Source organism: Vibrio floridensis (genome assembly GCF_021852965.1).
Taxonomy (GTDB): domain Bacteria; phylum Pseudomonadota; class Gammaproteobacteria; order Enterobacterales; family Vibrionaceae; genus Vibrio; species Vibrio floridensis.
On the sequence record NZ_JAKGCY010000012.1, the window covers coordinates 68,657 to 82,345 of the forward strand.

Annotated in this window: 13 protein-coding genes; 5 read left to right on the top strand and 8 right to left on the bottom strand. The window is 47.5% G+C overall.

Going from position 1 to position 13,689, the window contains the following annotated elements:
* The first annotated feature begins 9 nt into the window (after positions 1-9).
* Positions 10-633, top strand: a complete 624-nt coding sequence (gene cysC / locus LZU85_RS16265; RefSeq protein WP_176298362.1) for an adenylyl-sulfate kinase — start codon at positions 10-12, stop codon at positions 631-633.
* 89 nt (positions 634-722) lie between these two features.
* Here the strand turns inward: cysC and LZU85_RS16270 are convergent, their stop codons facing one another.
* From LZU85_RS16270 to LZU85_RS16300, 7 genes are all read right to left on the bottom strand, one after another.
* Positions 723-1,625, bottom strand: a complete 903-nt coding sequence (locus LZU85_RS16270) for a TIGR03899 family protein (RefSeq protein WP_237287789.1) — start codon at positions 1,623-1,625, stop codon at positions 723-725.
* A gap of 347 nt (positions 1,626-1,972) precedes the next feature.
* Complete coding sequence (locus LZU85_RS16275) at positions 1,973-2,416, bottom strand: DUF3299 domain-containing protein (RefSeq protein ID WP_419795979.1); 444 nt, start codon at positions 2,414-2,416, stop codon at positions 1,973-1,975.
* A 58-nt stretch (positions 2,417-2,474) separates the two neighbouring features.
* Positions 2,475-3,734 carry an ABC transporter permease gene (locus tag LZU85_RS16280; protein ID WP_237287759.1) on the bottom strand — a complete coding sequence of 420 codons (1,260 nt, stop codon included), beginning with the start codon at positions 3,732-3,734 and terminating at the stop codon, positions 2,475-2,477.
* The gene (locus tag LZU85_RS16285) at positions 3,731-4,435 is read right to left on the bottom strand and encodes an ABC transporter ATP-binding protein (protein ID WP_176298359.1); all 705 of its coding nucleotides are present in this window, start codon (positions 4,433-4,435) and stop codon (positions 3,731-3,733) included. Before LZU85_RS16285 ends, LZU85_RS16280 begins: the two co-directional genes overlap by 4 nt.
* Positions 4,436-4,499: 64 nt before the next feature.
* A complete protein-coding gene (gene zrgA, locus LZU85_RS16290) occupies positions 4,500-5,165 on the bottom strand; it encodes a zinc uptake protein ZrgA (RefSeq protein WP_237287760.1) in 666 nt (221 codons plus the stop codon).
* 155 nt (positions 5,166-5,320) lie between these two features.
* Entirely contained in the window at positions 5,321-5,599 is a 279-nt protein-coding gene (locus LZU85_RS16295; protein ID WP_176298357.1) for a DUF2607 family protein, read from the bottom strand.
* 161 nt (positions 5,600-5,760) lie between these two features.
* Entirely contained in the window at positions 5,761-6,312 is a 552-nt protein-coding gene (locus LZU85_RS16300) for a YtfJ family protein (RefSeq protein ID WP_176298356.1), read from the bottom strand.
* Between the two features lie 321 nt (positions 6,313-6,633).
* On the opposite strand from LZU85_RS16300, the gene LZU85_RS16305 reads away from it, so the two are divergent.
* A complete protein-coding gene (locus tag LZU85_RS16305) occupies positions 6,634-6,843 on the top strand; it encodes a DUF1107 domain-containing protein (RefSeq protein WP_176298355.1) in 210 nt (69 codons plus the stop codon).
* Positions 6,844-6,939: 96 nt separating this feature from the next.
* Here LZU85_RS16305 and msrA read toward each other — a convergent pair whose 3' ends face one another.
* A complete protein-coding gene (gene msrA / locus LZU85_RS16310; RefSeq protein ID WP_176298354.1) occupies positions 6,940-7,569 on the bottom strand; it encodes a peptide-methionine (S)-S-oxide reductase MsrA in 630 nt (209 codons plus the stop codon).
* 227 nt (positions 7,570-7,796) lie between these two features.
* Between msrA and tamA the strand changes: the two genes are divergently transcribed.
* From tamA to LZU85_RS16325, 3 genes are all read left to right on the top strand, one after another.
* Complete coding sequence (gene tamA / locus LZU85_RS16315) at positions 7,797-9,512, top strand: autotransporter assembly complex protein TamA (RefSeq protein WP_176298353.1); 1,716 nt, start codon at positions 7,797-7,799, stop codon at positions 9,510-9,512.
* The gene (tamB, locus tag LZU85_RS16320) at positions 9,509-13,264 is read left to right on the top strand and encodes an autotransporter assembly complex protein TamB (RefSeq protein ID WP_237287761.1); all 3,756 of its coding nucleotides are present in this window, start codon (positions 9,509-9,511) and stop codon (positions 13,262-13,264) included. The genes tamA and tamB overlap by 4 nt, the downstream gene beginning before the upstream one ends.
* Before the next feature lie 71 nt (positions 13,265-13,335).
* On the top strand, positions 13,336-13,683 hold the full coding sequence (locus LZU85_RS16325) for a gamma-glutamylcyclotransferase family protein (RefSeq protein WP_237287763.1): 348 nt from the start codon (positions 13,336-13,338) through the stop codon (positions 13,681-13,683).
* Positions 13,684-13,689: the final 6 nt, after the last annotated feature.

Consider the following 13,689-nt stretch of genomic DNA (forward strand, 5'->3'; position numbering starts at 1 on the left):
GGATTTTCTATGAGCAGCGTCATCGCGCAAAAAGATGAAAATGTAGTTTGGCATCAACATGCTGTGACTAAGGAACAGCGCGCCAAATTAAAACAGCAAAAGCCGGCCGTATTATGGTTTACCGGACTCTCAGGCGCAGGCAAGTCTACGGTGGCCGGAGCGTTGGAAAATCGTCTTGCGGAGCAAGGTTTTCATACCTATTTACTTGATGGCGATAACGTGCGTCACGGTTTGTGTAGTGATTTGGGGTTTTCGACGCAAGATCGTCGTGAAAATATCCGTCGGATTGGTGAACTGGCTAAGTTAATGGCGGACGCGGGTTTGATTGTCCTGACCGCTTTTATTTCTCCGCATCGTGCAGAGCGACAATTGGTGCGAGATCTCTTGCCAGATGGCGAGTTCATCGAAGTGTTTGTCAACACTTCCTTGGAGGTCTGTGAACAACGGGATCCGAAAGGCTTATACAAGAAAGCACGAGCAGGGGAAATTCGTAACTTTACTGGGATTGATTCTGAGTATGAGGTGCCGCTGAACCCTGAAATTGATTTACCTGCCGGTGAGAAAAACATTGAGCAGCTGGTGGATCAACTTATAGAAGCGCTCAGCCAACGTGGGGTGATTTCACCGCGCTAGATTGAAACCTATGGATAGACTAAGCCAAACTGAAAACGACCGCTCACTGCGGTCGTTTTTTATGGCGAGAATGTTACGGTTAGAGAGCACTAAACGGTGTGATGGACGGAGCTTTGTACGTCACTTTGTACGGTGAACTTCTGATTAAGTAGAGCGACCAACTGATCGTAATACTGGCTGTGTGGTTTATTGCCAAGTAACTTGCACAGTTCATTGCCTGTTGGGGTAAAGCGGTAATAGAGCAGACGCACCCCTTTTGACTGCGCATTTAGCTGTAGATTTCGCCCTTGATAAGTCAGCATTAAGGGTGTCTGTTGGTCAATTTCTCCCGATTCCAATTCGGTACCATGCAGCAAACCCAGTTCAATCAACACCAACAAGCTGGAAAATGGCAGTTGAAAGCTGCCAATGTTGATGTTGGTTGTGGTATCGCGTTTACCAAAGCTGAATAACCCTCCTTGAGCGCGATAACCGATCAGCAGTTTTCGACTGGTATCTCCACCAAAGCTGCACGCTAAGGAAGCGGCTCGCTGTAACGTATGGGCTTCTTTCGGCGTCATATCCTGCAATACCTTGAGGGCTTTCATTGAAGTCGAACCCGGATTGGTCACTTCGCGCTTGAGCACCTGTGCCCAGAGTTTCTGCATGGCGGCATTGTGGATTTCTTGTGCCATATCGAAGAAACGATAGAGCCAATCTTGGTCTGGATCACCAGCGGTTTCATCTTTGCATGAGAGGTGTGCGAGCTTCAGAATCTGTTCCAAGTTTTGCTGGCGCTGCTCTTTACGCTTTTGTTCACAAAAAACGGCCCGCTCTAAAGCGGTTTTTGTTGGGGGATCTTTTTGCAGCAACGCATCGAGACCGTAAGTTTGGGCAATGGTTTGAATGCGGCTAGCGCTGTCTTTGATATAGCTGGATTTTTTCTCCTGAAAACTTTGGTTTTTCGTTTCAGGTTCTACATCAATCACCACGGGAGGTCTGCTGTCCGCCATGCCCATATCCTTCGCGTTATTCATTACACATAGGTCTCAATGTACCTTTTATCGGAAGGGGACTGCAAGATTTACGCCTCACACTCTCGGCTTCACTCGTGTGATCTTATTCTGTCCTCGGAGAAAATCGTAAAACGCCACACAATAAGCTATGACAAATGATAATAACTTGTTAAAATTGTTGCCGTCTTTTGTGAGGGAACTATGAAGTATTTCGGAGAGAATAAGCTGAAAAAACACCTGTCAATCGCTCTGCTTTTGGTGGTTTATGTGGCAACACTAATTTATTTATCTAAATTTATTGCGTAATGCAGAATGATTGACAGGTCATACAAATGTTAATCTAGTTACATGTCATCGTAAGGTTCAATCGCATCACCTTCAATCACGTACGCTGTTTCAGCCAATTCATGATTGACGGTTTCTGTTTTTAATGTCCCTACCAAGTAGATCACGTCCCACAGCTCTTGTACTGGCGCCCCTTTTGGAAATTTAACATAGATAATTTGGTTCGGCGGTGGCGGTGGTACGTGAATACAAGCGCCAAAGTAAGGTACAAGAAGAAACTCGGTGACCTTGTTTGCATCACCTTCCAGAGGGATCACAAAGCCTGGAATTTTTACTTTGGTGTTGTTTAGCTCAGGTCTTACGCCGCCCACTTTTGATTGTGCGGCAGCAGTCCCTGAATGGTCAGCGGCTGGCATGCCAACGCTATCAAACATTTTGCGTTCTTGCTCAGGTACCAAGTCAATCCAATCTAGCGTGGTGACTTCGTTTGCTAGCACCTGCATGGGTAGCCAAGCTGCAAAAATCACGGCTAAAAGCAGAGTTATTTTACCTTTCATCACGTTAAATCCTTATGGTCATTCCATCACTCAGTGATTGTTTATAGGCTCGAATAGCAGGAATGAAACCGATCAAAATTCCTGCAATTTGGACAAAGGCGAGTAACATCCATTCATGGGGTGAAATAGCCGTCATGGTGATGTTAATGCCATATTGTTGTTGAATAATGGGTTGGGCAACACTCAACAGCGCGTAAACCCCGGTAACACCCAGCGCGATACCTGCAAAAGTGAGTAAACTCGCTTCACTGATCAGCAGGGCGAAAACATGACGAGGACGAGCGCCCATCGCTCGTAGGATAGCCATCTCCCGACGTCGTTCTTGTAAGCTGGTCAGCAGGCTACTCAGCATGCCAAGTAAGCCGGCGATCACCACAAATACCGAGACGGCCATGAGAGCCTGTTCTGCCACGGACATCATGCCCCAAAGTTCGTGCAGAGCAACGCCGGGCATGATGGCGCTAAGCGGTTCTTGATTGTAGGTGTTGATCTCACGTTGCAGCGCAAAGGTCTGAATGCGTGATTTCAAACCCAGCATCATGGCGGTGATCTGCTTCGGTTGAAATGCTTTCTGTTCCAGTTGCGATGCGTCTGGCGATGGGCCCATGCGCGCACCCGACTCCCAACCCACATGAATGGCTTCAATGGCTTCCAGAGAAACATGCACGGTTTTATCGACGGGCGTTCCTGTCGGAGCAAGAATGCCGACGACTTTAAAAGGAAGGTTGTCGTGGCGGCTGAAGCCGACATCGCTAATGCCATGAGCGATAATGATTTCGCTACCGATACGGTAGCCCAGTTGCTTGGCAACATCCGCCCCTAATACGGTTTCAAATAAGCCATGAAACTCATGACCTTGTGAAAAAGTAAGTGGTTGCTTACTGCCATATTTATAGTGTTCAAAGTAGCTATGATTGGTGCCCATCACACGGAAGCCTTTGTGTGAATCCCCAAGCGCAATTGGAATTGCCCATGCGACAGCACGATGATGAGCAAACTCTTGGTAACTTTTCCAATCAATATTGTTGGTGGCATTGCCGATGCGAAAAACAGAATAGAGCAGCAGATTGACCTGGCCGGAGCGACCGCCAACGATCAGATCGGTACCAGAAATGGTATTGGCAAAGCTCTCTTTCGCTTGGGTACGAATGCGTTCAACGCCCATCAAAAGAATGACGGAGATGGCGACCGTCATGATGGTGAGAACTGCGGTGGCTTTGCGGTTGCATAAACTTTTCCACGCTAAGGTAAAAGTCGCACTCATTGCTGATCTCCTGCTTGGTTTAACTGGCGTAAATCAATGGTGCGGTCAAACAAACGCTCTAGCGTTGGATCGTGGCTGACAAATACTAAGGTGGCATTCACCTCGTTTGCTTGCTCCATTAATAGCTCGATAAACGCACTGCGGTTATCAAAATCGAGTGCTGAAGTGGGCTCGTCAGCGATGACTAAGGCAGGTGAGCCAATTAATGCGCGAGCAGCGGCAACGCGTTGTTGCTGGCCGATGCTGAGTTCACTGACCGCTTTGAAATGCAAAGACTTAGGCAGGTGAAGTCGGTTTAAGAGTTGCGCCGCTTTTTGTTGTGCGTCCCCAGCGACATTGTTTGCACGCGTCTTGGAAAACTGGCAAGGCAGCAATACGTTTTCCAACACATTGAGGTAGGGCAATAAGTTAAACTGCTGAAAAATGTAGCCAATATTGTCTGCTCGAAATCGGTCTCTTTGACTGGGTGATAATTTGGCTAACTCTGTCCCTAAGATGGTGAGTTGACCGGATTGAACTTGGTTGATGCCAGTGAGCAAGCTCAGCAGTGTGGATTTCCCGCAGCCACTTGGACCTTTAATAAATACATGCTCACCACGAGCAACTGAAAAATGCGGGATCTGCAGGATCGGTTTGGCGGCGTCTTTCCAAGTAAAAGAGACGTGACTCAAACCAATCACTTCAGATGGGGTGTTCACCATAACGTTTATCCTATCAGTGGCGAGGAATTGTGGGTAAGTGATGGCTTACCCACTTGCTCTTCTATTACTTCAGCGAGATCGTCGTTTGTGTTGCTGAGAGTTTGACGGAGTTTTGCAGCTTATCGGTTAGCACATTAGCTTGAATGGCTTGAGTCGCAGAAAACTGACTAAACCAACCAGTTTTCAGTGACGTCAACGCGGTCAGATTATCGCAGTGATATTGGTATTCCACCGTAAATGCGCCATGGCTATCGTGGTCATGGTCGTCATGATGTTTGTGGTCGTCATGGTGTTTGTGGTCATCATGGTGTTTGTGATCGTCATGATGTTTGCGGTCATCATGGTGTTTATGATCGTCGTGATGTTTGTGATCATCATGCTCTTCATGTTCATGATGCTCTTCACCACCTAAAGTGTGCTTCACCGAGACCGTTTCGATAGAACATTTAGCCGCACCATCCAGTTGAACGATCAACTCGGCTTTAGAAAGGGTCTCTAGTGCTGTTTTGAGCTGAGTTTCTTGATCGTGATTCTCTGGGGCGTGCTCAAACCCCACGACATCGGCTCCCGGCGCGGTGATCTCAATCAGAAGATCATGGCCGTCTTGAGCCACGTTAAACTCCACTTGGCCGTGGACGTGCGCATCATGTTGACGAAAGCCCTCTTGTGCGAAAGCGAGTGAAGAAAACGTTAGTCCAACCACAATGGCGAGAGAAGTTTTGCGAAGCATGGTTCTAATCCTTATCGTAAATAAATTGATTGTTGTACAGATTTATTTAGTGCGCCTCAGTTTGGGACGAGAAAGTTCGCTAAGTGATATTGCAATACCCACGTAAGCTCGAAAGTGTGTAAATAGGCATTGTCGTGACAGGCTTAAACGCTCCCCTACTGAGGTGCGGTAACCGGAGGTGAGCGCGCAAGATAAGCTGTAACTATAGCGACAGGTGCTTCAAAGGATGGAGGTGTACTTTCAAACCAGCTTGGTGGATCGATTGGTATGGTGATAACCGCTGGGCTCACACCATGATGAGCATTGGCAAACAACTGGCAATGGTGCGAGTTGTGATGTTCTGCATTAAAGTCAAAATCATGTGCAATACTGGCGAAACTCAAGAATAAGCTTAAGACCACCGCAAATAGAGCAGTGTGGTGCAGCTTGTTCATGGAAGTAGTGAGACCGTGTTGCATAAACTGATTGAGACGTAAGAAAGTGTTATAACATAACAGAAATTACAGCGAAACGTTGATTATTTTTGTCAAAACCGGGTACAAAAATAAAACCCATCACGATGGAGTGTATGGGTTTTATTGATGAAAAGAAGTAATTAAATGTTAGTTTTGATTAATTCAAGAACTTGAGTGATTTCATCAGCAGAAAGTGCCCCTTCTTTCACAAATAACACCTTGCCTTGCTTGTCTTGCACAATGATCGCAGAGCTTTCTTTGTTTAGTTGCCAACTTTGTGCGACCACGCCATTTTCATCCAACACCATGGAAGACCATGGAAACTCCATTTTACTCTCTTGTGCTGATGATTTTACGAATGACCCAGTGCCCCAAATTGCGTCGTCTTGATTGATAATGGTGGTGGTTTGGTAGTGATCCGCCGAAAATTGCGCCGCTGTGATGGCCTGCATTAATGGGGCATTCAGTTCTTTCGCACTGCTGCGACCAGCGATGGCTTGAATCACGCGAACTTTCCCCATCATTTGCGCCGATGCCCATGGTTGGAAAGCGGTGCCTTTACCTTGAAGAACGATTTCGCCGTAAGCATCGACTTTGACGCTGGGAACATTGGTGCCGATGGAAAGATTGTGTGCCGCCGTATTAAATGAAGCGCCTAGCAGAGCCAGTGCGAGGAGAGTCTTTTGTTTCATATCTCTTTTTCCTTATTTTCCCCGTTATCTGGGTATCCTGAGTGGGGGTTATTTTATCCTTTACGGCACCAGTATAATATGGGTGAGAGATAAATAATTGACTGAAAGTAACATTTTATTAACAAAAACACTTAGGATGAGTTTATCTGTCGGCGACTCTGATGTATGCTTTATCGGTCCATTAGATACTACTAATGATGAATAAGTGAGTTGGCACAGCGTTGCTTGCACAGCTCAGACAAAAAAGACATTGCCGGGAAAGGCAGGAGTGGCGTGGATTCACCATGTCACATTGGACTGATACGGAAGTTGAGGTTATTTATGTTGCGCGAGTTTGCTGTCTATCGGCCACGTCAAGTGGCTCGATTTGTAAAAACCCTTTTTAAAGGATCGTTTTCTATTGATGGGATCGGGGAGTTTGAGTTCGATAATGGAAAAGTACTGTTGCCCGATACATACAACGCAAAAAAGATATCGGTTTATCGTGAAGTGAATGCGGAAATCGCGGCACTTTCTTTAGCAGCGGCATAATCAGCGAAGAGAGCCAAAGCCGATCTTTAATCTAGAGTAGAAGCTTTCGAGCGATCGCAGTAAAGCGATCGCTGAAATGGGCGTTTTATCAGCGCTCTAAGCAGTAGGGAAACAGACCCCTGTACCACCAAGGCCGCAGTAGCCATCGGGATTTTTGGCTAAATACTGCTGATGGTAGGTTTCTGCATAGTAGTAGGCTCCTGCTGGTTGAATGTCGGTGGTGATGTTTGCCAGTTGATTACCGGATAGCGCTGCTTGGTACGCTTCTTTGGATGCGAGAGCGATAGCCATCTGTTGTTCATTAAAGGTGTAAATCGCCGAGCGGTACTGTGTGCCTAAATCGTTACCTTGTCTCATGCCTTGAGTAGGATCATGGCGCTCCCAGAATTTCTCTAGAAGTTGTGTTAACGGCAAAACTTGAGGATCAAACACCACACGGACCACTTCGGTGTGGCCAGTTTGTCCGCTGCAGACTTCTTCGTAAGTGGGGTTGACTGTGAAGCCGCCGCTGTAACCCACCGAGGTCGAAACTACCCCTTCAAGTTGCCAAAACAGGCGTTCTGCACCCCAAAAACAACCCATGCCGAGGAGAATTTCTTCTTGTCCCGCTGCGATGGGGGCGGTGATGTCGCTGCCATTGACAAAATGAACCGTTTCCACCGTCATTGGTGTCGCTCTCCCTTTGAGTGCTTGTGCGGCATCAATGAGAATCTGTTTGTTGAGCATGTCTCTTCCCTTTTAATCATCTGTGATATGAGTCCGAACAAAAAAAGGAATCTGGTTGTTCCTTTGTGGGTCGGGTGCTATCTTGCAAGCTAAGTCTCAGCTGGTAATGCAGGATAGTTTAGAGCGTCAGCCTAACGCAACTTATCTATCGGTAGCTTGTGTTGATTTCCAACGATATTCCACCCGCATCGCCTCGATCTCAGCCGACGTTTTGTACTTACTAAAACATGATAAAAAAAGTATTACCACTATTCGTCAGTCTTATCTTGTCCGGTAAGCTTTTTGCGGAGCCACAGATCTCTTTAACTTTGGAAGGGGTCAGTGGTGCCATTGAAGATAATATAGAAGCACATTTGAGCGCTATCGACGAAAAGGATTATTCCACATCGCTCCGCTTTCAGTCGCGTTTAGACGTTATCATCAATAGTGCATTGAACGCGCTTGGCTATTATCACGCCACGATCGACTATCAAATTTCCACTGATCAACAAGAATTGATTGCGCATATCACCCTGGGTGACCCCGTTACTATTGATACCATGGATGTGAAAATCGATGGTGAAGCGAGCACTGACAAAGATTTTATCCAGTTGATAGAAAAGTCACCGGTGAAACAAGGGGCGGTATTGAATCATGGTGATTACGACGCGTTGAAATCCTCCATTCGCAACTTAGCCTTACAAAAAGGGTACTTTAAGGGTGACTTTACGGAAGCGCGCTTAGAGGTCGCTGCCGATCTCAATCGTGCTTTCGTGCGCCTGCACTATGCCAGCGGCATCCGTTATCACTTTGGTGAAACCACAGTGACGGGCAGCCAAATTGAAGACAACCGAGTACGTTCCCTTCAACCCTATCAAGCCGGTGATCCTTACCTTGTCGCCAAAGTGGGCGAGTACAACCAAAATCTGTCGAACACCGATTGGTTCTCGTCTGTGTTTGTCGAGCCCGATTTGACCCTGTTGGATGAATCACGCGTGTTGCCGATGAAAGTGAGCCTTGCTCCTCAAGCGAAGAACCAAATTGAAACGGGTATTGGTTACGCAACCGATGTTGAGTTTCGTGGCACGCTCAAGTGGAAAAAACCTTGGGTGAATGAGCTGGGCCACAGTTTTGATAGCAGCTTACTGATTTCAAAGCCTGAGCAAACTATTACCGCTGGCTATCAGATCCCTTTGGAAGACGTGTTGCACGATTACTATCGTATTCAATATGCGATGAAGAATGTGGATAGTCGTGACACTAAGAGCTTGGAGTCTAACCTTGCAGTCGAACGTCATTGGTTACTAGACAACCGTTGGCATCGAACCGTCTTCGTCCGCTATTTGATTGAAAACTATGAGCAAGGTTTGCAAGATGATGTCGCACAGTTTGTGCTGCCGGGTATCTCTTTTTCTCGCAGTCGAGTGCGGGGAGGAAGTATGCCAAGCTGGGGAGATAAACAGAGTATCACCTTAGAATTCGGTGATGATCACTTACTGTCCGAAACGAGTGTGCTGCGTGTTCAAGGGCGTACGACTTGGATTCGCAGTTTGGGGGAAAATCATCGTGGCATCGCGAGATTGGAAGGAGGGGCCAATATTGCTGATGAGTTTGACAAACTTTCTCCCTCTTTACGTTTTTTCGCTGGCGGTGATAACAACTTGCGTGGCTATGGTTATGAGTCCATTTCGCCGAAAGATGAAAGTGGCGCTTTGACCGGTGCGAAGTACATCGCCACCAGTACGCTCGAATATCAGTATCGCCTTGTCGGTAACTGGTGGGCCGCAGCCTTTGTCGATTACGGTGATGCATTTAATGAAACGCCCGATTGGAAGACTGGGGCCGGGATTGGTGTTCGTTGGGGCTCTCCGGTTGGCCCAATTCGACTGGACTTTGCTTGGGGGTTAGATGCCGAGCCGGGAGACGAATTTCGTGTCCACTTCACTTTGGGGCCTGAGCTATGATCAGAGTGGTGTTTAAGTGGAGTAAATGGCTATCTGCGGGCGTGATGGCGGTGTTGGTGTTGCTGCTCGCGTTGATTGGCATGGTGCTATTTACCCATCCAGGACTGACTTCTGCGATTTGGGTTGCTGAAAAAGCGTTGCCGCAGTTACAAGTGGGTCAAGTGCAAGGTTCTCTTTTCCCTAAGTTTACTTTGCGGGATGTGACGTTTAACGACCCTGATCTTAAGGTGGATGCCTCTGTCAGGAAGTTCACACTGGCGATGAATTTTCAGTGCTTATTGGAGCCTAAAGTCTGCATTAATGATATCGACCTAGACGGTTTGACCTTTTCGATGCCTGAGTTGCCCGCCACAGAGGAAAGTGTGGAACAACCCAGTGAACCACTGAAAAGCATCAGCACACCAGTGCCGATTTTTTTGCATCGTTTAGCGCTCACAGACTTCAAGCTCGATGTGTTGGGCAATCAAGTTTCTTGGGGTGAGTTTAGCAGCGCACTTTCCATGCAAGGTGAGCGCTTAGTGATTTCTCCCACCCATTTTAAAAATGTGGATCTAACGCTTGCACCAAGTAATGAAGTAAAAGAAGAAGAGCTTCCAGTCGCGCAGCCACGGCAAGACATTGTTTTGCCTGAGGTGTGGATTCCACTGCAAGTCGTATTGCAACGATTTGATCTAGAAAGATTTACCTTACATCAAGCAACGCCGTTTACGCTCAATCATTTAGGCCTGCAAGCCCGTGCTGCTAAGCATCAGGTAGAGCTAAAAACGCTAGAACTGGATATTCCTCAAGTGGATGCGCAAGCCAGCGCGAAAGTGGAGCTGAAAGGTGACTACCCTTTAACGTTGCTGTTGAACGCAGATCTGAAAGAAGGTGACTTAAAAGGTCAGAATATTGTGTTTAAGGCGGCGCAGAGTGTGGCGAATTTGGCGATTGAAAGTGAGTTGACGGGGCCAGTATCTGCTCGTCTCTCTGCGTCGTTGCAACCCCTTTTGGTTCGTTTGCCCTTTGATGTCAACTTAAGTGAACTCAAAACGCAATGGCCGTTTGTCGGTGAGGCTGATTACCATGTCGATGTGGCGAGTTTGACCGCCAAAGGTGAGTTGCAAGATTACCAACTCGCCCTGCAATCTCATTTGGATGGGAAAGCGATTCCGGCGCTGGATTTTGCGTTAAAAGGCAAAGGCTCACTGGAGCGGATTGAGCTGGAGAAGTTGGACTTGGAAACCTTGGGCGGCACGCTGGCTGGCCAAGTCTTTGCTAGTTGGAAAGGTCCGGTACATTGGCAAGCGGATTTTCAGCTCGACAACATTCAGCCGGGCTTACAGTGGCCAGAAGCAGAAGGCAATCTCAGTGGTAAGCTCTCCACTAAAGGGATGCTCACGGAACGTGGTGGCTGGGAAGTCTCGCTGCCTTTGCTTGATATCGATGGCCTGCTTCGTGGTTATCCGCTTAATGTTGAGGGATCTTTGCAGGCTTCAGACCGCAGTGGCAAAGGTGACATTCATCTCAACACAGACAGACTGACGCTTTCCCATGGCCCCAATTCGCTTACTGCAAAAGGAAAGCTTGATAAGCGTTGGGCAATGGATGTCGATGTAAAGTTCACCGATTTAGCCAAAAGTGTGCCGGATCTTTCAGGTGTGCTGATGGGTGAGATTGATTTGCGTGGTGCCTTAAAAGAGCCGGATATTGAGCTTGATTTGCAGGCTAGCCAAGTGCAATGGCAGCAACAAGCAAGCATTGAAACATTGTCGCTGGCTGGCAGAATTACGCCGATGCCGCAGCCGCAAGCGGACGTTACCCTAAATATTTCTGCATTGCGCTACCAAGAGACTCTCTTGGATTCGATTGTGCTCTCGGCCAATGGTTCCGAAAAGCAGCATCAGCTGAGTTTAGATGTTTCATCTGATCTTGCCTCGACCAGTTTGGCGATCAGTGGCAGTTTGGTGCAAAAACCGGAGATGGTGTGGTCGGGAGCATTAGAGCGTATGTTTGCCACCACCAAACAGGGAACTTGGACACTTGAGCAGAGTACACCGATCACGGCCAACATCGACAAACAGAGTGTTGCGGTTGCTGCACATTGTTGGCAGCAGCAAGGGTCGAGTCTATGCCTTACGCAAGATATTAATGTGGGCAAAAAGGGCGAAGCGACATTGGCGCTCAACCAGTTTGATTTCAAACAGATTGCCATGTTCTTACCTGCGGAAACCCACCTTGATGGCAGTGTGAATGCGAATGTGTGGGCGAAATGGGCGCCAAAAACCGCACCACAAGTGACGCTTTCTGTCACGCTGCCATCGGGGCAAGTTCAGCAAAAAATTGAACAAACGGTGACGCTCGGTTGGGATGATATCTCATTCAATGCCAACTTAAAGCAGGACAAGCTCAACGCAGACTGGCAGATCAACGTCAGAGACAACGGCGATTTGAGTGGTCGTTTATCTGTTGCGGATGTGCAGGCAAAAGATCCTCAACTGCAAGCAAAGTTGTTGTTGAGTCAATTTAATCTGGACTTCCTGCAGCCATTAGTGGGTGAGTACAGCTCACTAAAGGCGCTCCTTTCGGCAGACTTACAGCTAGAAGGATCCGCTTTACAACCGAAAGTGACGGGTCAGTTTCTGGTTGATGATATTGAGGCCAATGGTGATATCAGCCCGATTGATGTACAACGAGGCAAAGTGGCGGTGGCATTTTCCGGCTATGACGCCAACCTCAATGCCAATATCGTTACACCTGATGGTGAGTTGAAAGTCGAAGGTGATGCTAATTGGCAGCAATTGGATAACTGGCACAGTAAAGTCCGTGTTTACGCAGATTCGCTGAAAGTGAACATGCCTCCGATGGTCAAGATTCAGTTAGTCCCTGACATGACCATTGAAGTGAATCCGACGTTGGCTAAAGTGACGGGTAACTTGGCGCTGCCATGGGGACGCATTGTGGTTGAAGAGCTGCCACCAAGTGCCGTCAGTGTTTCGAAGGATCAAGTGATGCTCAATGACCAATTGGAACCTCTCAATAACGCCTCTTCTATGCCATTCAATGTGGAAACGGACATCAATATCTCGATCGGGGATGACTTCAAGCTGAGCGCATTTGGTCTTGAGGGTGGATTGATTGGCAAACTCAATGTGACCCAGAAAGACAAGGGACCATTCATTCTTGGTGAAGTGAATATCGTCAACGGTACTTATCGCTCGTTTGGTCAAGATTTGTTGATCAAAGAAGGTAAAGTGTTGATGAATGGCCCAGTGGATCAACCTTATGTCGCCATCAAGGCAATTCGCAATCCAGAAAACACCCAAGATGATGTTATTGCTGGCGTTAAGGTTACTGGTCCAGCGACAGAGCCTGAGATCTCCATATTCTCTGAACCCGCTATGCCGCAAGCCAATGCGCTTTCTTATCTGCTTCGGGGGCAAGATATCGATGGTGAATCTGGCGGTGGTAGTGCCATGACTACGGCATTGATCGGATTAAGCTTAGCGAAAAGTGGCAAAGTGGTTGGTGAAATTGGCCAAGCGTTTGGCGTGCAAGATCTGCAGTTAGATACCGCAGGGTCGGGGGAAGATTCTCAAGTGACGGTGAGTGGTTACATCATGCCTGGCTTGCAGGTGAAGTATGGTGTTGGCATCTTTAAACCGTTGGGGGAGTTTACGGTCCGTTACCGCTTAATGAAAGATCTCTACTTGGAAGGGGTCTCTGGCGTCGAAAGCGCGGTTGACTTGCTCTATCAGTTTGAGTTTGATTAAAGCGCCGCTACATGCTATCAAACCTTAACTTGGTCCAACATCGCACATCATGTAGATAACAGGGAGGCGTTATGCAGCATTTGGTTTTTGTCTATGGCACCTTGCGCAAAGGGGAATCTAACCATCATTATCTCGAGAAAAGCGAGTTTTTGGGTGGTTATCAAAGTGCTCAAGATTACCGCCTTTACGATCTCGGAGACTATCCCGCGTTAGCGGCTGGTCATCGCGCCATTCATGGCGAAGTCTATCTGATTGACGATGAGACCTTATACGCACTTGATAAATTAGAAGATGTTCCCGTAGAGTATCGACGCGAAACCATTGAAACGCCATTTGGGCGAGCGTGGATCTACCTCTATCAAGACAGCAGCAAGTTGGTGGATGAGATCGTGTCGGGCGATTGGTGTCAGCGTGTTTGAGCTGTT